The 18033-nt window shown below is 69.9% G+C and carries 14 protein-coding genes and 1 pseudogene; 9 read left to right on the top strand and 6 right to left on the bottom strand.

Translation table 11 applies throughout. The features are described from left to right. Positions 1–37 precede the first annotated feature (37 nt). Positions 38–3097 carry an RICIN domain-containing protein gene (locus OG589_RS12480; RefSeq protein WP_405148808.1) on the bottom strand — a complete coding sequence of 1020 codons (3060 nt, stop codon included), beginning with the start codon at positions 3095–3097 and terminating at the stop codon, positions 38–40. Between the two features lie 361 nt (positions 3098–3458). Further along, a complete protein-coding gene (locus OG589_RS12475) occupies positions 3459–3938 on the bottom strand; it encodes an ROK family protein (RefSeq protein ID WP_405148806.1) in 480 nt (159 codons plus the stop codon). On the opposite strand from OG589_RS12475, the gene OG589_RS12470 reads away from it, so the two are divergent. The 5 genes from OG589_RS12470 to OG589_RS12450 all read left to right on the top strand — a co-directional run bounded on the left by OG589_RS12470 (position 3908) and on the right by OG589_RS12450 (position 8729). Next, complete coding sequence (locus tag OG589_RS12470) at positions 3908–4666, top strand: ATP-binding cassette domain-containing protein (RefSeq protein ID WP_405148805.1); 759 nt, start codon at positions 3908–3910, stop codon at positions 4664–4666. The genes OG589_RS12475 and OG589_RS12470 overlap by 31 nt on opposite strands. Then, positions 4663–5637 carry a nucleoside hydrolase gene (locus OG589_RS12465; protein ID WP_405148804.1) on the top strand — a complete coding sequence of 325 codons (975 nt, stop codon included), beginning with the start codon at positions 4663–4665 and terminating at the stop codon, positions 5635–5637. Before OG589_RS12470 ends, OG589_RS12465 begins: the two co-directional genes overlap by 4 nt. Positions 5638–5711: 74 nt before the next feature. Further along, positions 5712–6599 (top strand): sugar phosphate isomerase/epimerase family protein, encoded by an 888-nt coding sequence (locus OG589_RS12460; protein WP_405148803.1) that lies wholly within the window; start codon positions 5712–5714, stop codon positions 6597–6599. Further along, positions 6592–7254, top strand: a complete 663-nt coding sequence (locus OG589_RS12455) for a nucleoside/nucleotide kinase family protein (RefSeq protein WP_405148801.1) — start codon at positions 6592–6594, stop codon at positions 7252–7254. The genes OG589_RS12460 and OG589_RS12455 overlap by 8 nt, the downstream gene beginning before the upstream one ends. Before the next feature lie 20 nt (positions 7255–7274). After that, positions 7275–8729 carry a family 43 glycosylhydrolase gene (locus OG589_RS12450; protein WP_405148799.1) on the top strand — a complete coding sequence of 485 codons (1455 nt, stop codon included), beginning with the start codon at positions 7275–7277 and terminating at the stop codon, positions 8727–8729. 193 nt (positions 8730–8922) lie between these two features. Here OG589_RS12450 and OG589_RS12445 read toward each other — a convergent pair whose 3' ends face one another. From OG589_RS12445 to OG589_RS12435, 3 genes and pseudogenes are all read right to left on the bottom strand, one after another. After that, entirely contained in the window at positions 8923–9363 is a 441-nt protein-coding gene (locus tag OG589_RS12445) for a hypothetical protein (RefSeq protein ID WP_405148797.1), read from the bottom strand. 68 nt (positions 9364–9431) lie between these two features. Continuing rightward, positions 9432–10859, bottom strand: a complete 1428-nt coding sequence (gene rox / locus OG589_RS12440; protein ID WP_405148796.1) for a rifampin monooxygenase — start codon at positions 10857–10859, stop codon at positions 9432–9434. A gap of 381 nt (positions 10860–11240) precedes the next feature. After that, positions 11241–11501 (bottom strand): annotated as a pseudogene (locus OG589_RS12435) (hypothetical protein); the annotation flags it as partial. A gap of 173 nt (positions 11502–11674) precedes the next feature. On the opposite strand from OG589_RS12435, the gene OG589_RS12430 reads away from it, so the two are divergent. The 4 genes from OG589_RS12430 (at position 11675) to OG589_RS12415 (ending at position 16745) form a co-directional block, all read left to right on the top strand. Continuing rightward, positions 11675–12121 (top strand): GNAT family N-acetyltransferase, encoded by a 447-nt coding sequence (locus tag OG589_RS12430; RefSeq protein ID WP_405148794.1) that lies wholly within the window; start codon positions 11675–11677, stop codon positions 12119–12121. 58 nt (positions 12122–12179) lie between these two features. Then, a complete protein-coding gene (locus OG589_RS12425) occupies positions 12180–12302 on the top strand; it encodes a hypothetical protein (RefSeq protein ID WP_405148792.1) in 123 nt (40 codons plus the stop codon). A 260-nt stretch (positions 12303–12562) separates the two neighbouring features. Next, positions 12563–13210, top strand: a complete 648-nt coding sequence (locus tag OG589_RS12420) for a class I SAM-dependent methyltransferase (protein ID WP_405148790.1) — start codon at positions 12563–12565, stop codon at positions 13208–13210. Positions 13211–13523: 313 nt separating this feature from the next. Then, on the top strand, positions 13524–16745 hold the full coding sequence (locus tag OG589_RS12415) for a BTAD domain-containing putative transcriptional regulator (protein ID WP_405148789.1): 3222 nt from the start codon (positions 13524–13526) through the stop codon (positions 16743–16745). Here OG589_RS12415 and OG589_RS12410 read toward each other — a convergent pair. Next, positions 16733–17986 carry a serine hydrolase domain-containing protein gene (locus OG589_RS12410; protein ID WP_405148787.1) on the bottom strand — a complete coding sequence of 418 codons (1254 nt, stop codon included), beginning with the start codon at positions 17984–17986 and terminating at the stop codon, positions 16733–16735. The two genes, OG589_RS12415 and OG589_RS12410, sit on opposite strands and share 13 nt — an antisense overlap. Positions 17987–18033: the final 47 nt, after the last annotated feature.

The following is an 18033-nucleotide window of genomic DNA, read 5'->3' as shown; positions in this document are numbered from 1 at the left end:
CCGATCTCATCGTGGTTGATCGGCCGGCGGCGTCGTCTCAGGCAGGCACCAGCCGCCATTGCTGGTTGACGCCCCCGGTGGCCGTCCACTGGACGACTCGGGCGCCGTCCTCCGTCGCCAGGCCGTACACGTCCGCCACCAGGCCGCTGTCGCGGCTGACGATGGTGAAGTATCCGTCACCGGTGGGCCGCAGGTACCACAACTGGTTGTTGCCGCCGTTGGCCGACCACTGCTGGAGCTGCAGCCCCACGGTGGGGTCGCCGCCGTTGACGTCGAGCACCTTGCCGGTGCCGGTGTTGGTCAGGGTGAAGGTGTTCCCCGGGGCGGAGTTGATCCTCCATGCGGCGTTCCCGGTCTGCTGGACGATCCCCGCGCCGTCCGCGGCCGAGTTCCCCGCCACGGCGAGGGGCTTGCCGCTGTTGCGGTTGACGATGCGGTACACCGTGCCGGAGACGGGTGCGTTGGTCACCTCGAACCGGTCGATGGTGGCCCAGTTGTGCGTCGCCTGTGCTCTCTTGTCGCCGGTGGCGCGCACGCGGATCGTGTGCGTGCCGGAGGCCAGCCGGGGGCTGCTCCACACCGCGACGTCGCCGGTCCGCGCCGCGGAGTACTCGTCCACCAGCGCCTCGGGCCCCCCGTCCACGGAGACGCCCACGATCCCATGGCCGGGCGCCGTCACCGCGCGCAGGGTGACTCCGGTGCCGAGGAAGTTCAGCGTCGCCGTGGCCCCCGCGACGTCGCTGTAGGAGTTGGTGCCGGCGAAGACGCCCTGCTCGCCGGTGGCGTGACCCCAGGACCCGGCGTAGGTCACGGCGGCGTCGGCGTCATCGACGCTCGTCGAGCCCTGCCCCAAGGTGAAGTACTCCGCCGTGTCGGTGAAGGTCGTCCCGCCCGGCTTGGTGGTGGACAGGACCAGGTACACCTTCGCGCCGCTCGCCGGTGTGGTGAACGAGATCGGGCGGGTCACCCGCGAGCCGAGCGGGATGGTGAGATCGGTGTTCCCGGACGCGATGACGGAGCCGTCGGGCCGGTCGAGCCGGGCCGTCCAGGCGAAGGCGACGGAGGTGTCGCGGAGGTCGTCGTTGAAGACGGTGATGTTCCGGGTGACGGGGGTGTTGTGGGCGTAGTTGTCCACGGCCTGCGGCAGCGGGAAGCTCCCGTTGGCGTCGGAGGGGCCGGACGCCGACCAGTAGGGCAGGTCGATCGCGGCCACCGGATGGAAGGCGGTCTGTATCCGCTGGATCTGTGGGTTGCTCCAGGGATCGGGCAGGTTGTCCGCTCCGTAGACGGGGTGGCCGCCCTCCTCCGGGACGAAGTCGGTGGTGCGCACGCCGGGCACGAAGCCCGCCCAGCCGGACAGCAGGGTGTACGGCCGCAGGTCACTGGCGTCCTTGCCGCGCTTGGCGGCGACCAACGTGGCGAACCATTCGAAGCCCTGCTTGGTGTTGCACTTCGGCCAGATGAACTCGCCCTCGCCGTCGGGGCGGCCGGCCACCACCTCGACCTTCTCGCTGTACGCGCCGAGGCCGTCGAGGTAGTGCGGCAAAACGTTGAAGTTGGGGTAGCTCATGTTCGGGTACTTGTTGGCCGGCTCGCCGTCCACGTGGATGGGCCGGGTGCCGTCATTGCCGTTCATGGCCGCGTACAGGTCCTGTTCGAACTGCTCGTAGTCTCCGCTGAGGCCGGGTTCGTTGCTCTGGCTCCACCGGATCACCGCCGGGTGGTTACGGTCGCGCAGGGTCAGCGCGCTGGCGTGGTCGACCATGTTGTCGTGCCCGGCGTAGAAGTCCTCTCCGCCGTTGGAGCCGCGGATGGCCGTCTCGTCGATGATCATCAAGCCCAGCTCGTCGGCCACGTCGAGCATGTACGGGCTGGCGGGCTCCTGGTGCACCCGGACCACGTTGTAGTTCAGCCGCTGGTAGTTGTCCACGGCCAGCGGCCAGCCGCCGTTGCCCGCCGACGGCGGAAGGAAGCCCGGCAGCGTGTCGTACGCGTCCCCCTTGCCGCCGTTGTCGATCCGGTCGTAATCCGCGCCCTGCAGGTTGTCGCCGCGCACGTTCAGCCGCACGCCGTTGAGGTAGTAATACTCACCGTTCTGGGTGCTCTGCCGGAACCCGAACCGGTAGGTGGCGTCACTGGTCCGTCCGTCATCGGTCGTGGCGTGAACCGCCAGGCGATGCAACTGGGCGCGGTACCCCGGCCGATAGGGGACGTTCGGCCACCAGTACGAGTCGGTGCCCAGGTTCCAGGCGAGGGGACCGACCGTGACCTTGGCCGTCGTGCGCGCCGCCACCGTGACCGTCCGGCCGGGCAGCGCCGGGTAGGCGAACGAGCCACCGCCGTCCGGCGAGAGCGCGCCGCTCAGTGTCACCGACCGGGCGCTGCCCGAGGTGTTCGTCACGTACACGTCGTAGGCGAGGGTCCGATCCGCCACGGACGTGCGGACGAACGCATCACTGATGTACACGGCCGGATACACGCGCAGGAACGCCGAACGGAAGATGCCCTGGGGAATCGCCTCGGACCACTCGGCGGCCGTGGGAACGACGTACTTGCCATTCGCCGGATTCTTCAGGGCGCCCCGGCCCTTCACGCGCACCGTGATCGTGTGAGTGGTCCCAGGCGCGGCGTAGGCGCTGATGTCGAAGTTCGAGGGCGTGAAGGCCGTGGTGCGGGTCGCGACCACCTGGCCGTCCACCGACAGCGTCGCCTGGTGGTTGACGGCCCCGAACTCGACCCATGTGGACTGCGGCTGCCCCGAGTTCGGCACTGTCACGCTGCGCGAGTACACCGCCTCGGTCACGTCGGTGAAACCCAGCTTGTACCAGCCGCCGCCGGGCACGGTGATCGAGGTGGCCGCTCGGCCCGCCGGGGTGAAACTCCACGTCCCGGCGAGGTCGACGGAGGTGATCGCGGCGTTGCCCGCGGTGAAGCCGTTGAGGTCCGGTGCCGCGGCGGCGGACGTGGTCGGCGCGTGCGCCGTCGAGGAGGCGGGCCGGTCTGCCGCCGCAGCGGGGGGACCACCGAGGACCGCGGTGAGGAGCGCCGCCACGGCCACCAGCGTGCGGGCAAGGCGCCGAGGGCTGTTCTCGTGCATGGAAAACCTTTCAATGGGGGTGAGGCCCCCCGCCGGTCGTGATGTTAGCGCTAACACAGCGGCCAGGGGCGTGGCGGAGCAGCAGGTTTTCGGACACGTCGACGCGGGTCCGCGCACGTGACGTGGGGCGAGCACTCCTGAGGGTCGGCGGACGAGATGATGTACGAGTACGGTCAACGAGCGGAGCCGCTCAAGACCAGGGATGACGCGTTTCCGGCGCCGACTCCGGGCGAGTCGCGTCATCCAGGTGAATCCGTTTTCGAGGCTAAACCGGCGCACATGTCTCGTCAAGGACGCATGCACGTTAAGGGCTTGGTCGTCCGCATCCAGCCGTCGCGTCTTCCGCCTCGAACAGGAAGATTCAGCGGGTGTCGAGCAGGCGGGTGATGCGTGCGGGCGAGTACACGTCGTCGAGCACGAGCCTTGCCAGGCCGTACACACCCGCGTGCTCGGCGAGGGTGCTGGGGACGATCTCGAGCTTGCGCGTCGCGAGAGGGAGGGAGCGCCGGTAGACGACCTCTCGTATGCCGGCGAACAGGAAGTCGTCGACGGCGGCGAGCCGGCCGCCGAGTACCACGATCCGTGGATTGAGCACGTTGACCAGGTCCGAGATCGCGGTTCCGAGGATGTTCATCGCACGCCTGAACAGCCGGGTCGCGTCCGGGTGTCCCTCGCGTGTCAGCTGTACGACGTCGCCCATGGTGGGAACGTGGTGTCCGAGCTCGCGCAGGTCCCGTTGCAGGGCCCAGCCGCCGGCGTACGCCTCGACGCACCCGACCTTCCCGCATCGGCAGACGGGCGGATCACTGCTTGCCTCGTGGGCGATCTGAATGTGCCCCACGTCCCCCGCGGCGCCGTCCGAGCCGCGGCAAGTCAACGCTGATCAAGTGTCTGACCGGCGCCGAGATCCCCGATGCCGGCAGGATCTACGTCGACGGCGCAGGGGCGCACTTCCGGCGGCCGCAGGACGCGCGCGAGGCGGGCATCGAGACCGTCTACCAGACCCTCTCGCTCACGCCCGCGCTCGACATCGCATCCAACCTCTACCTCGGCCGGGAACGCGGCCGCGCCGGTGCCCTGGGCCGGGTGTTCCGGATGCTCGACTACCGCGGGATGCGTCGCGACGCGCACGACATGGTCAGCGGTCTCGGCATCAGCACGATCCAGGACATCGGCCAGATCGTCGAGACGCTCTCCGGCGGCCAGCGCCAAGCAGTCGCGGTCGCGCGCGCGGTCGCCTTTGGCAGCAAGGTGGTGGTCCTCGACGAGCCGACCGCCGCCCTGGGGGTGCGCGAGACCGGCCAGGTGCTGCGCCTCGTCGAGGAGCTGCGCAGCCGCGGACTCGGGGTCATCCTGATCAGCCACAACATGCCCAACGTCTTCCAGGTGGCCGACCGCGTCCAGATCCAGCGGCTCGGCCGGTGCGCGGGCGTGGTGACGCCGCGGTCCCACACAATGGAGCAGGCCGTCGCCATCATGACCGGCGCGATGGCGCTGGAAGCGCACTCCGCAACGAACGCGACGAACCCGCCCGATCCTGCGACGCGCGCGGAAAGGAAGAGGCCATGACACGCCGAAAGGTCATCCTCGACACCGACCCGGGCGTGGGGATCCCGGGCACCGACGCCGACGACCCGCTCGCGCTGATGCTGGCCCTCGCCGATCCGCGTGTCGAACTCATCGGCGTGACCACCGTGTTCGGCAACTGCCCTCCCGATCTCGGCGCCCGCGGCGCGGCCGCCGTCCTGCGGGCCGCGGGCCGGCGTGACGTCCCGGTCGCCGTCGGTATGGCGCGACCGCTCAGTGGACGGCTCCCGGCGCAGCTCGTCGACGCCTACGCCGGCGCGCGCGGCGCGCCCGGCCGGATCCCGCTCCCGGAACTCGGCGAAGCCGGGCGACACGCCGTCGACTTCCTGATCGACACCGTTCGCGCCAACCCGGGAGAGGTGACGGTCGTCGCCATCGGGCCGCAGACCAACCTCGCGATGGCGTTGCTCAAGGCACCCGATCTCGCCGAGCTGATCGCCGAGATCGTGTTCATGGGCGGCGCGCTGGGCCTCGACCAGCAGTACGGACGCGGCAACATCACCCCCGTCGCCGAGTGCAACATGTGGTTCGATCCGCACGCCGCCGACATCGTGTTCGGCTCGGGCGTCGACCTCACGATGGTCAGCCTCGACGTGACCAACCCGAACAAGGGCGTCGTCCTGACCGACACGCTGCTGCGGTCGGTCGATCGCGGTGCCTCCCGGCTCGCGCCGCTGCTGCTGGACATCTGCGCCACCTACATGGAGTCGCCGATGTTCGACTGGGCCGACCACGCCGGCTGCGTGCTGTACGACCCGCTCGCCGTCGCCGTGGCCGCCGACCGCTCCATCGCCGACTTCGAGGCGATGCCGCTCGGCGTTGAGACGCGCGGTGAGCTCACCATCGGGCAGACCGTGCCCGTCCGCCGTGAAGAACCGAACGTCCAGGTCTGCGTCGACGTCGACGGGTCGCGCGTTGTCGAGGACATCCTCCGCACCATTCTCTCCGCCTGACATCTCCCCCCCGATGCGTTCATCCCTGCCGCGAAGGTACGGCGGGACGCCGGGGATCCGACGATAGGAATGACATGATCGAACGCGCACCCAACCCCCTCGGCGTCCACGCCCTGGTCTGGGCCGGTGACACATCAAGGGAATCGGTCAAGCGAGCCGTCGCCGAGACCGCTGCCGCCGGCTTCGACCTGCTTGAGCTCTCGCTGCACGACCTCGACAACCTCGACGTCGCGCACGCACGGCACCTCCTGGAGTCCGAGAGTGTCGCCGTGGCCTGCTCCCGTGGTCTCGCCTTTGACGCGGACGTCTCCAGTGACGACACCGCCGTCGTCGAGCGTGGCGCGCGGCTGCTCGCGGACTCGCTCGCGGCGACCGCCTCGCTGGGGGGTCGCATCCTCACCGGTGCGCTCTACAGCGCCCTCGGAAAGTACGCCCAGCCCGTCACCGAGCGTGGCCGCGCCAACGCGGTCTCCGTGCTGACCTCGCTGGCCCGCGAAGCGCAGGGCCACGGCATCACGCTCGGGCTGGAGATCTGCAACCGGTACGAGACGAACGTGGTGAACACCGCGCGGCAGGCGCTGGCCCTCGCCGACGCCATCGCCGAGGACAACGTGATGATCCACCTCGACACGTACCACATGAACATCGAGGAGGACGACCTGGTCAGGCCAGTACGTGACGTCGGTGACCGGCTCGGCTACGTACACATCGGCGAGAACCACCGCGGCTTCCTCGGCTCCGGTCACCTCGACTTCACCGGGTTCTTCCACGCCCTCGCCGACATCGACTACCGCGGGCCGATCACCTTCGAGTCGTTCTCCTCCGCGGTCCTGGCTCCCGGCCTCTCACACGACCTCGCCGTCTGGCGCGACCTGTGGGACGACGGCGCCCCCCTCGCGGCGCACGCGCGGCAGTTCCTCGCCGCTCACCTCGACTCCGCCGCCTTGGCCGCCCATGCTTGACGAACTCATCGCCCGGGCCCGCGGACTGAGCGGCGGCGACGGGCGGGCGATCCTCGGGATCACCGGTTGTCCCGGGGCGGGGAAGTCCACCCTCGCCCACCACCTCGTCCAGGCTCTCAGCGGCGACGGTTTCCCGGCCGTGTGCGTTCCCATGGACGGCTTCCATCTCGCGGACGCGGCGCTTGACCGGCTCGGCGCGCGCAGCCGCAAAGGCGCGATCGACACGTTCGACGGCCATGGCTACCTCGCCACGCTGCGGCGTCTGCGCGAGGAGCTCGATCACCCCGTCTACGCGCCGGACTTCGACCGCGAGATCGAGCAGCCGATCGCCGGCAGCATCGCCGTCGAACCGGCGACCCGCCTCGTCATCACCGAGGGGAACTACCTGCTGAGCCGTACGGAGCCGTGGCCGGGGATCCGCGCGCAGCTGACCGAGGTCTGGTACGTCGACGTCGACGACGACCTCCGCCGGACGCGACTCAGCGCACGTCATGTCAGGTACGGCAAGACTCCGGCCGCCGCGCGGCGGTGGGTGAAGGAAGTCGACGAGGCCAACGCCCGCCTCATCGCGGCGACGCGTGACAGCGCCGACCTCCGCATCGACCTGTCCCAGACCGAGATCGACTCCGGAGACGCCACCGGCGTCTCCGGCTAGCGCACCATCGGAGGACCACAATGGGCGTATTCCGTCGTCCGTCTTCCGGCGTCCCCGCCGGTGACGCCATCCCGTTCGAGCACCAGGGAACCACCCATCTGTTCTTCCTGTCCTCGCCGCCGGACACGTTGGACTACCCCGCCCGGGTACGCACGACGTGGCAGCATGTCGCGAGCGAGGACCTGGCCACCTGGCGGGAGCTACCGCCGGCGCTGGAGCCCGGCCCATCAGGCAGCGTGGACGGTGACGGTGTCTGGACGGGCTCCGTCATCGAACGCGACGGCACGTTCCACCTCTTCTACACCGGCCACCGCGTCGGGGTGCGCAACCCGCAGAGCATCTGCCTCGCCACCAGCACCGACCTCGTCACGTTCACCAAACACGAGGGCAATCCGATCCTGTTGCCGCCTCCCGGTTGCGAGCCCGTCGACTGGCGCGACCCGTACGTCTTCTTCAACGAGGCCGAGTCCCGCTACTGGATGGTCATAGCGGCGCGTCTCGCCGAGGGACCGCGCTGGCGACGCGGCTGCCTGATGCTCGCGACCTCCGACGACCTGCTCACCTGGACGGTCGAGCAGGAACCGCTCTACGTTCCCGGCTCCACGTATTGTCCTGAATGCCCGGAGATCTGGGAGCTGGACGGCCGCTGGTACCTGGTCTACTCCCGCTTCTCCGAACACGTGGGCACGATCTACCGCGTCGCGGACAACCCGCGCGGTCCGTTCCGCGCGCCGGCCGACGACGAACTGGGCGGCCGGCGGTGGTACGCGGCCAAGTCAGCACCGTCGCGGGACCGGAACGGCCGGGTGTTCTTCGGCTGGGTCCACGACCGCGCCGCGACCGGACGCTGGTGCTGGGGAGGTGACTTCGCCGCGCCGCGCGAGGTCCGCGCGGACGGCGACGGTATGCTCCACGTCCGCCTCGCGGAGTCGGTCGCCCGGCGCTTCGACCGCCCGGTTCCCCTTGACGGAGCCGACACGGCAACGATCACGCTGGATGCCGTCGGATCGTCGGCGGACCACATTCTGACGCCCGCCACCGTTCCGTCCGCCTACCTCGTCCGCTGTGCGTTCTCCGGTGACGACGCCCCCGCCGCGTTCGGCCTGACGCTGCGCACCGACGCCGACCTCGCCGGCTGGTACGTCACGTTCGACCGGATACGCGGGAGCGTTCACCTCTCCCGATCGCCGTATCCGCTGGACGACTTCTGGGCCGATCTCGTCGGACGGGGCGCCGAACGGCGCGAGGTGGACGGGGCACTCGCCGCCGAAGCCCGTGTCGCGCTCGCCGAGGGACCCGTCCGCGCGGAATGCGCGATCCTCGTCGACGGAAGCGTCGTGGAGGTGTACGTGAACGATGAGGTCGTGCTGACTCATCGCATCGATGACTCGGGTGACGACGAGCTCGGCCTGTTCGTCGTCGATGGCGCGGTGACCTGCCAGGTGGCTCTGGCGAGCGCGGATCAGGAGTGGTGAGGCCGGGCGGTCAGCGGTCAAGGAGGCGGTCGCCGTCGGCGGCGGAGTGGGCGGTGTCGAGGTACTCGCATCCCAGTCAGAGATGCGCCGCCTTGGATCGGGTAGTGCGTCGCCGCGTGCCGAAGCCCGGCCGCCCGGGTGGCGGTGGCGGCGGGCGTGTCGGTCTATACGCAGGGTGGCTGACTGGTCACCGTCACAGCCGGTGGACGATCTTCTTCGCGGAACGGCCGGGGTAGACGACGATCAGATGCTCCTCGACGGGCGCGTCGGGGTCGTCCTCGTCCCACTCGGACGCGCGGGCGTAGACGCGCATCCGGTAGCGGCCGGGGCCGTCGACGGCCAGGTTGGGCAGCGGCTGGATCGTCCCACTGTCGCCGCCCTCGGGGTACGGCGGTACGACCAGGCGGCCGCTGCGGCTGACGACGCCGACCTCGACCACCCGGTCCCAGCCCTTGAGCCGGAGCGGCGGGGCGGCGCCGAACGCCTTGACCGTGAGGCACATCGGCTCGTTCTCGCCGTAAGTCGTGATGGCGGCACTGCTGCCGGCGGCCTCGAATTGATCATCACCGGCGTCAAGGCTCTCTGTCGCGGCGTTCCCGCTGCCGGCGACGGCGGCTGATCGCTGTCCACCCAAGACTTCCGAGAACGACGCCTTCTCGTCCCCCCGCTCGGGTCGGCGTCACCAGGGGCAAAACTGCGCGCTCAGCTGACGGCAGCGCCGAACCACCTGGGCAGCCGGCTGAGCAGATCCTGCTGATCTTCACCGACCCACGCCACGTGGCCGTCCGGCCGCAGTAGCGCCGCGGGCACGTCCAGTTCCTCGCTGCCGTCGACGACGTGGTCGACCCGGTCCGCCCAGCCCGCCACCGAGAGCCGGCCGGTCTGGTCGAGCAGTAGCCCGCGGCCGCCGTGCGTCAGCTCGTAGAGGCGACCCCGCTTCAGCCCCACGTCCCGCATCCGCCGGCCGAGCAGCTCATGTCCCTCGCCGAAGTCGTAGTGGACCCCGATCGCGGTGATCTTCTCGATCAGGTACCGGTTCACCTCCTCGAAGTCCATCAGTTCCGCTATCAGCCGGCGCACTGCCTGGGGGCCCGGCTCGAGAGACAGCAGCTCGGACTGCGCGCGGGTGTTGTTGAGCACGTCGGCGGCCACCGGGTGCCGTTCGGTGTGGTAGCTGTCCAGCAGCCCCTCCGGTGCCCAGCCGCCGACCTCGGCGGCCAGTTTCCAGCCGAGGTTGAACGCGTCCTGGATGCCGAGGTTGAGCCCCTGCCCGCCCAGCGGCGGGTGGACGTGCGCCGCGTCGCCGGCCAGCAGCACCCGGCCGACCCGGTAGCGCTCGGCCAGCCGGGTGGCGTCGCCGAACCGGGAGAGCCAGCGCGGTGAGTGCGCGCCGAAGTCGGTGCCGGCGAACACTCGCAGCCGCTGCTTGAACTCCTCAAGGGGCGGCGGGACCGTGCGGTCCTCGGCCACCTTCTCGGCGGGCACGACGACGCGGTACACCCCGTCCCCGAGGGGCCCGGCGCCGAACCCACGATGGGTCTTGCGGACTTCCGCGACGATGGCGGCAACCGTCGCAGACTCCTCGGTCACCTCCATCTCGCCCAGCAGCCACTCGGCGCTGGCGGGCTCGCCGGGGAAGCCGACACCGAGCAGCTTGCGCACCGTGCTGCGGCCGCCGTCGCAACCGACGAGGTAGCGCGAGCGCAGCTGCGTGCCGTCGGCCAGCTCGGCGGTCACCCCGTGGTCGTCCTGGCTCAGCCCGACCAGCTCGCAGCCACGCCGGATCTCGACGCCGACCTCGGTGGCGCGCTCGGCCAGCAGGCGATCGGTGACGGTCTGCGGGATACCGAGGATGTACGAATGCGCGGTGTCCAGCCTGTCAGGCCGCGGCTTGTTGATACCGGCGAAGTAACCACCGAGCGCGTACTTTTGGCCGTGCGCGAGGAACCGCTCCAGCAAACCGCGCTGGTCCATCACCTCGATGCTGCGCACGTGCAGGCCGAGCGAGCGGACAATTCTGGCCGGCTCCGCGTCCTTCTCCAGCACGAGCACGTGCACGCTGTGCAGCCGCAACTCGCTGGCCAGCATCAAGCCGGTCGGTCCGCCACCGGCAACGATCACGTCAATCATGAAAACCCCCCGTTCAACAAGGTGCATTTTCGGCCGGCTGCTCCGCGCAGTCGCGCGACGGGCACACCCGCACCTCCGCGCCGAGTGCCGGCAACCGCACCGCGAGTCGGCGGTTCGACGTCCCGCGAGACCCACACGTCGACAAAGCACACGTACTTCGCGAACCTCTGATTTCCGCAGGTTCTGGCTTCGGTCGGAGATTCTGCAGCACGACCCGGGTCTTGCCGCAAGCCCCCCGGTGCGCTATACGTTGAGAGTGGCAAGGAGTGTGTAACCTCCTTGCCTTTGCCTTTTGCCGTCCGCTGTGGACGGACAAGCTCCTCGCGAAGCGGTGACGCGCCGCGTACGGCGATGCCGCCGCCAGCTGAACACACCTGGGGCTCATCCCTCCTCGTCCTCGTCGTCGTTGTCGGTGGACGGGTCGCGCAGTGGCCGCAGGCTGCCGCCGGCCGGGGTGGAGGCGCGGAAGCTGTGGCGGCCCAGCACGTCGAGGTTCGCGTGCTCGAGCGGGGAGAGCCGGGCGACGTCCTCGTTCGGCACGTCGTGCTCGCGTGCTTCGGCGGGCAGCGCCCGTAGCTGCTCGACGGCGGCGTCCATGTAGCGGGTGGTCCAGAGCGCGGCGTCGCTGAGGACCAGACCGAGCGCGCCGACCTGGTTTTATCCGAAATGATCTTCAGGTTCTCATCACCCGTGGGGCCGGTTTCGTCTTCACGCATTGTGGCCGGAAAGGATCTTGCCCTGCCCGTGGCAACGATGACTTGCTGTCGAGGAAAACGGAGTTGACGCTCCGAGGTGTGCTCGGGTTTCCTTCTGCGATGTCTGACATTCGCATCGAACGGCCGGACGACGACACCGAGCTCGAAGACTGGCGGTACGTCCACAACGTGATCATCCCTACCCACGTCCTGTCTCTGGACGAGGTACGGGAACGCGGTCAGCGGCACCACCTGGAGGTCGCATATCTCGGTGACGTTCTCGTGGGCTGCAGCACCGTGCGCCCGCCGACGGGTGATACGTCGACGGCCACGGTGATCGCCCGTGTGCTCGCCGATCACCGTGGGCAGGGGTTCGGCGAGGAACTGTATGTACGCGGACTGAAACGGGCGCGGGAGCTCGGTGCCGAGGTGATCGAGACCGTCGTCCTGTCCTCCAACGAGGACGGTGTGCGGTTCGCACATAAGCACGGGTTCGTCGAGACCGAGCGCTACCTGCTCCCGGGAGACACCATCCCCTGGATCGACTTGCGGCTTTCCCGACCCTGACTTGCCTGCGGCTTGCTCCGGAGGTGGAGACAGTCGTCCGGCTGGTGCCGGATGGATTGTGAAGCAGGACATCCTGATCAAGCAGGCTCCCGGGTTGGCGGTGGTGGCGGTTCGGGTCATGAAGGTGGGCATGCCGAGGCTGACCGGTCGATTCCTGCGGGGCTGGTCGGCGTCGAGCTGAGCGAGTTCGTCCTCGGCGCCGGCGAGGCTAGCCTGCAGGCCCTCGACTTCGCCGAGCCAGCCTTCGCGCTGGGCCTCGGCGATCCGGTCGAATGGGTTGTCGCGGATCTCCACCAGCCGTGCCCGCTGGGCCGGGTCCGGTCGGAGGAGTGCGCATCTGACACAAGCTTCTCTGAACTAGCGATAGCCCGGGCGAACGGACGGGAGGGAAGATCGTGATTCTCTCGGCTCGCCTCAGCGCCAGGAACTACTGTCGCGAGCATGGTCGAACACGATGCCCTCAGTGCCACCCGCGAGGCTTACGACGCTGCTGCCCCCACCTATGCGCAGCTGTTCCGCGACACGCTGCGTGACAGTCCCCTGGACCGCGCGATCTTGGGTGCCTTCGCCGAGGTCGTAAGTGCGAGTGGGGACGGTCAGGTCGCGGACCTGGGGTGTGGGCCTGGCCATATCACTGCTTATCTGGACGAGTTGGGGCTGGCGGCGTGTGGTGTCGATGCCTCTCCTGCGATGATCAAGTTGGCTCGACAGGCCTATCCGGGCCTGCGGTTCGACGTGGGCTCGATGGCCGCGTTGAACATCGCTGACGGCGTGCTGGGCGGCGTACTCTCACGTTGGTCCATCATCCACACTCCGCCGCAGGAACTCCCCGTCATCTTGGCGGAGTTCCATCGTGTGCTGGCACCTGGCGGCCACCTTCTGGTCGGCTTTTCGGCAAGCGATGATCCGTCTCACCCGACGCAGGTCTTCGATCACACAGTCGCGCCGGCCTATCGGTGGTGGCCTGATCACCTCGCCGCGATGCTGCGCAAGTCCGGGTTGGCCGAGGTAGCCCGGATGGTTCGCGAGCCTCAGCCCACCGACCGACGGCAGTTCCAGGAGATTCACCTGCTCGCCCGCAAAGCCTAGGCAGGGGCTGTCCGACCGAACACATCCAACCTGCCGGACGGGGAGCCGTCAGGCTCCAGGCGTCGACTCATGATCAGGGCCCACCGCCCGTTCGAGCTCCGATTTGTTCTCTGAACTTGCGCTTGAGTGGTGATCGAGTCAGGAGCTTCCTTGGTCGCGGTTGAGTTCGTGGCAGACACGAAAATCGAAGAACGCAGACCGCCGTTCACTGCTCCAGACTCGATTTCCCGCAGGGTCCAGGGGTGGGCGGAGCAGGCGGGGCTCGAACCTTGATTTGTCAGGTAATACGTTGCTATCTGACAGACTCCTGGCCATGGCAAATGCGACCGAGTCGCGCGGCACTAGTGGACGGGTGCGCGTCGGCGTCCTCGGTTCCCTGGTGCTGGACACCGCTACCGGCCCGACGCGGGTCGGGGGCGCGCGGCTGCGGGCGTTGCTGGCCCGGCTGGCGCTGGACGCCGGGCGTGCCGTCCGGCCGGCGACCTTGGTCGAGGCACTGTGGGGCGAGGCGGCACCAGACGCCCCCCTGCACGCGCTGCAGTCGCTGGTGTCCCGGTTGCGGCGCGTCCTGGGCGACCCCGGGCTGCTCACCTCGGGCCCGGCCGGGTACCGGCTGGCCGTCGAGCCGGACGCAGTCGACGCTGTCCGGTTCGAGCGGCTGGCCCGCGCGGGTCGGCGCTCCCACGCGGAGTCCCGGCCTGCCGAGGCTGCCGCCATCTTGCGCGAGGCCCTGAGCCTGTGGCGCGGCCCCGCCTTGGCGGACGTGCGGGAGGCACCGTTCGCCGCCGCTGAGGCCGAACGGCTTGAGCGGGCCCGGTTGGCCGCCCTGGAGGACCGGGTCGAAGCCGAGCTCGCGCTGGGCGCCGACCTCGACCTGGTCTCCGAGCTCGAGTCGCTGACCGCCGCGCACCCGTTGCGCGAACGGCTGCACGCCCAGCTGATCCGAGCCCTGGCGCTGAACGGTCGCGGCGCCGAGGCGCTGGCCGCCTACCAGCGGATCCGCGGCCTGCTGGCGGACAGTTTCGGCAGCGATCCCGGGCCGCAGCTCCAGGAGGCCCACCTGGCGGTGTTGCGCGGTGAACTTCCCCGATCCCGGCGATCGCCCGGCAACCTGGACATCCCGCTCACCAGCTTCGTGGGCCGCGACGACGACGTTCGCCGCGTGGTCGAACTGCTCGGTCGAGTTCGGCTGGTCACCCTGGTCGGTCCCGGAGGAGCGGGCAAAACCCGGCTGGCCAACACCATCGGCCGGCAGCTCACGCCGTCCGGCGGGGTGTGGTTCCTCCCGCTGGCCCCGGTCAGCGCGGACGATGTGCCCCGCGTGGTGCTCGACCTGTTGCGGGTGCGCGAAGAGGGCGCGCAGTCGCGACCTGTCACCCCGGACGAGGTCCTGGACCACCTGGTCGGGACACTCGCGGACGACGACCTGGTGCTGGTGCTGGACAACTGCGAGCACGTGATCGAGGCCGCCGCGGCGCTCGCCGGGTTCCTGCTCGGCCGGTGCCCGGGGCTGCGGGTGCTGGCCACCAGTCGGGAACCCCTGCGGATCGACGGTGAGACCTTGCACCCGGTGCTCCCGCTGGAGCTGCCAGAACCGGGGTCGACGGTCGAGCGGGCCCGTGCCTGCGCGGCGGTCCGGCTGTTCCACGACCGGGCCGCCGCAGTGCGGCCGGGCTTCACTCTGGGAGGCAGCGCGCTGACGGCGGCGGTGGAGATCTGTCGCCGCCTGGACGGCCTGCCGCTGGCGATCGAGCTGGCCGCGGCACGGTTGCGTGCCCTGCCGGTCGAGGTGGTCGCGGCACGGCTGGACGACCGCTTCCGGCTGCTCACTGGGGGCAGCCGCACCGCATTGCCGCGACACCGGGCCTTGAGCGCGGCGGTGGCCTGGAGCTGGGACCTGCTCGACACCGACGAGCGAGCGCTGCTGGAACGGCTGGCAGTCGTGACCGGCACCTTCACCGAGGACGCGGCGGAGGCGATCGGCCGGTTGGGCGACGTCCGGGAGCTGCTGACGGCGTTGGTCGACAAGTCCCTGCTGCACCCGGTGGAGCCTGCCGACCCGCTCGAGCCGCGCTACCGCGTGCTGGAGACCATCCGGGAGTACGGCCTCGAGCAGCTGGCCCGGCGTGACGAAGTCGACGTCGTACGCGGGCGGCACGCCAGGTTCTTCCTTCAGCTGGCCGAGACCGCGGACCCGTACCTGCGCACGTCCGACCAACTGCGCTGGCTGGTCCGCCTGTCCGCAGAACGGGACAACCTGTCGGCCGCGATCCGCTGGGCGGCCGAGTCCGGCGACGCCGACCTGGCGGTCCGGTTCGGCGTCGCGCTGTGCTGGTTCTGGTTCCTGCGGGACCACCCGCCGGAGTCGCTGGACCTGCTCGGCCGGGTGCTCCAGGCTCGCGGCTCGACCGAGCCGCAGGCACGCGCGCTGGTGGTCGCCGCGCACGCGCTCGCCACCACTGAGGCCATCAGCCGACCGGACGAGTCGGAAGCGGCCTTCGATCGGATCAGGAAGGCGCTGGAGCGCGTCGGCCCCAGCACCCACCCCATTCTGGAGATGGCCAGGTTGGCGCTCGCCGTAGGCTCGGGACGCGATCGAACCGCACCGGACACGCTCAGTCCCCCGGATGAGCGGACGGATCCCTGGAGCCGATCGTTGGCTCTGCTGGTTCGAGGCGTACTGACCATGAACACCGGGCACGCCGCCGAGGCGACGCACTTGTTGTCGCGCGCGCTGACCGGCTTTGAGGAGCTCGGCGAGCGGTGGGGCCTGGGGATCACGCTGAGCACCCTGAATTCGGCGTTGCAGCGGGCCGGCGACCCGGCCGGTGCGCTGGGGTTGGCCGAGCGCGCCAGCCGGTACTTCCGGGAACTCGGCATGCCCGAGCACACGATGGAGAGCGAGGTGGCGGCCGCACTGCATCTGGCCCAAGCCGGCGATGTGGATGGCGGGCGGCGGCAGCTGACGGACTTGCTCGACCAGGTCGAGCGGACCGGGTCGGCTGAGTCGCAAGCTCAGGTGTGCCTGGGCTTGGCACGACTGGAGTGGCGGGCCGGGCGGCCGGGGCCGGCCCGCGAACATGCCAAGGCCGGCTTGGCCGAGGCGCCACCCGGCCGGTCGACCCCGCACCTGTCCGCGTTGCTGCTGGGCGTGCTCGCCCAAGTGGACGTCGCGGAGGGTTTCCCGGACAAGGCGGCACGCCGGCTCGACCACCCGGCGGTGCACCTGACGCTGACCTGGCATACGCCGGTCGCGGCCTCGATCGCGGTCGTGGTCGCCGCGATCGAGCTGTGCCGCGATCGGCCGGAGCGGGCGGGACGGCTGCTCGGGGTCGCCACCGTGCTGCGGGGCTGCGACGACCTCGGCTACGTCGACGTGCGGATGATCACACAGCGGGCCACGGCTGCCCTGGGCGCTGACGGGTTCGCGGCCGCGCACGCCGCGGGTGCGGCGATGTCGCGGGCCGAGGCCGAAGGCCTGGTGTCCGCGATCATCACCGCACCCGTGGCCGGCCGCACCGGTCAGCCAGTGTGAGCCGCGGTCGGCACGGGCTTGCCGAACATCGTGCAGGTCACGGCGGTCTGGAGCGCGTGGGCGGCCTTGGCGATCTTCGGGTCGGCCTCGAACTCGGCCCAGAACTCCGTCGAGATGAGGACGGTCGCCGTGCGGCTGCCGGTGCGGTCAGTGAGGTTGGTGGTCAGGTAGCCGGGCATGCCGCCGTCGTGACCCCAGAACGTGCCGCACGGGGTGGCACCGGTCTGGATGCCCAGCCCGTAGCCGGGCCCGTCCGGCTGCCGTGAGTCCACCGGCACCGTGGTGCGCATCTGTGCCATCTGGGCGGCGGGCAGCAGCTTGCCGGACATCAACGCGGTGTAGAACCGGGACCAGTCCTGCGTGGTGGACACCACCGCCCCGGCCGCCCCTCCCCACCCGGGGTCGTTGTCGGAGACGTTCACGTGACCGTGGTGGCGCGGCCCGGCGAAGTGCCTGAACTCGGCCGGCACACTCGGTGGCATGCGGGCGGCATCCAGTTCGTAGCCGTGGGCCTGGGGGCCACGCCAGGTGGAGTCCGTGGCGTAGTAGGTGTGTTTGAGGCGGAGCGGCCGGGCGATCCGGCCCTGGACCAGATCGGCCAGGCTCGTCCCGGTGACCTGCTCCAGGACGGCGCCGATGGCGGCGTAGCCGGTGTTGCTGTACGACCATTTCGTGCCCGGCGCGAACAGTGGATCGTGCTTCACCCCCACAGCGAGCAGCTTCGCCAAGGTCCACCGCCGCCGATCTTTGCCGAGTATCGAGGGCCGGACCGCGGCGTCCTCGGTGTAGTCGAACAGGCCGCTGGTGTGGTTCAGCAGCATGCGCAACGTGATCGCCTTGCCGTTGGGCACCTTGCCCGGCAGCCACTTCTCCACCGGGTCAGTCAGGACGAGCTTGCCCTCGGCGACCAGTTGCAGCACGAGCGTGGCCACCACGGTCTTGGTGTTGGACCCCATCCGGAACTCGTCCCCCACCTTGAGCAGATGATCCCGTCTGGTCCAGGTTGCCTGCTCGGCGATCTCGACCGGCCGGCCGTGTCCGTCGTCGACCCGCACGATCACGCCGGGTGCCCCGGCCTCCACCAGCTTCCGCGCCAACTGCTGTAGCTGAGCGCGCTGCGCCTTGGTGCCGCTCCAGGTCGCGGACGGCGTGGCCGCGGCGGCAGCCGGGAACGCCGTGGCCACGGCCAGACTCACGGCCAGCGCGGAAGCCGTGAGCGTGCGCAGCCAACGTGGCCGCACCGAACGATCAGACGAAAAATCACGTTGGGACATTGACCCGTTCCTCC

This window comes from Sphaerisporangium sp. NBC_01403 (assembly GCF_045040145.1).
Classification (GTDB): Bacteria; Actinomycetota; Actinomycetes; order Streptosporangiales; family Streptosporangiaceae; genus Sphaerisporangium; species Sphaerisporangium viridialbum.
The sequence above is the reverse complement of the archived record's forward strand: the minus strand, read 5'-3'. Positions and strand labels throughout refer to the sequence as shown.

Bases quoted from the DNA above. Each gene is read 5' to 3' on its own strand.
- OG589_RS12480 (WP_405148808.1), bottom strand. From the start codon at position 3,097: ATGCACGAGAACAGCCCTCGGCGCCTTGCCCGCACGCTGGTGGCCGTG.
- OG589_RS12465 (WP_405148804.1), top strand. From the start codon at position 4,663: ATGACACGCCGAAAGGTCATCCTCGACACCGACCCGGGCGTGGGGATC.
- OG589_RS12460 (WP_405148803.1), top strand. From the start codon at position 5,712: ATGATCGAACGCGCACCCAACCCCCTCGGCGTCCACGCCCTGGTCTGG.
- OG589_RS12455 (WP_405148801.1), top strand. From the start codon at position 6,592: ATGCTTGACGAACTCATCGCCCGGGCCCGCGGACTGAGCGGCGGCGAC.
- OG589_RS12450 (WP_405148799.1), top strand. From the start codon at position 7,275: ATGGGCGTATTCCGTCGTCCGTCTTCCGGCGTCCCCGCCGGTGACGCC.
- rox (WP_405148796.1), bottom strand. From the start codon at position 10,859: ATGATTGACGTGATCGTTGCCGGTGGCGGACCGACCGGCTTGATGCTG.
- OG589_RS12430 (WP_405148794.1), top strand. From the start codon at position 11,675: ATGTCTGACATTCGCATCGAACGGCCGGACGACGACACCGAGCTCGAA.
- OG589_RS12420 (WP_405148790.1), top strand. From the start codon at position 12,563: ATGGTCGAACACGATGCCCTCAGTGCCACCCGCGAGGCTTACGACGCT.
- OG589_RS12415 (WP_405148789.1), top strand. From the start codon at position 13,524: ATGGCAAATGCGACCGAGTCGCGCGGCACTAGTGGACGGGTGCGCGTC.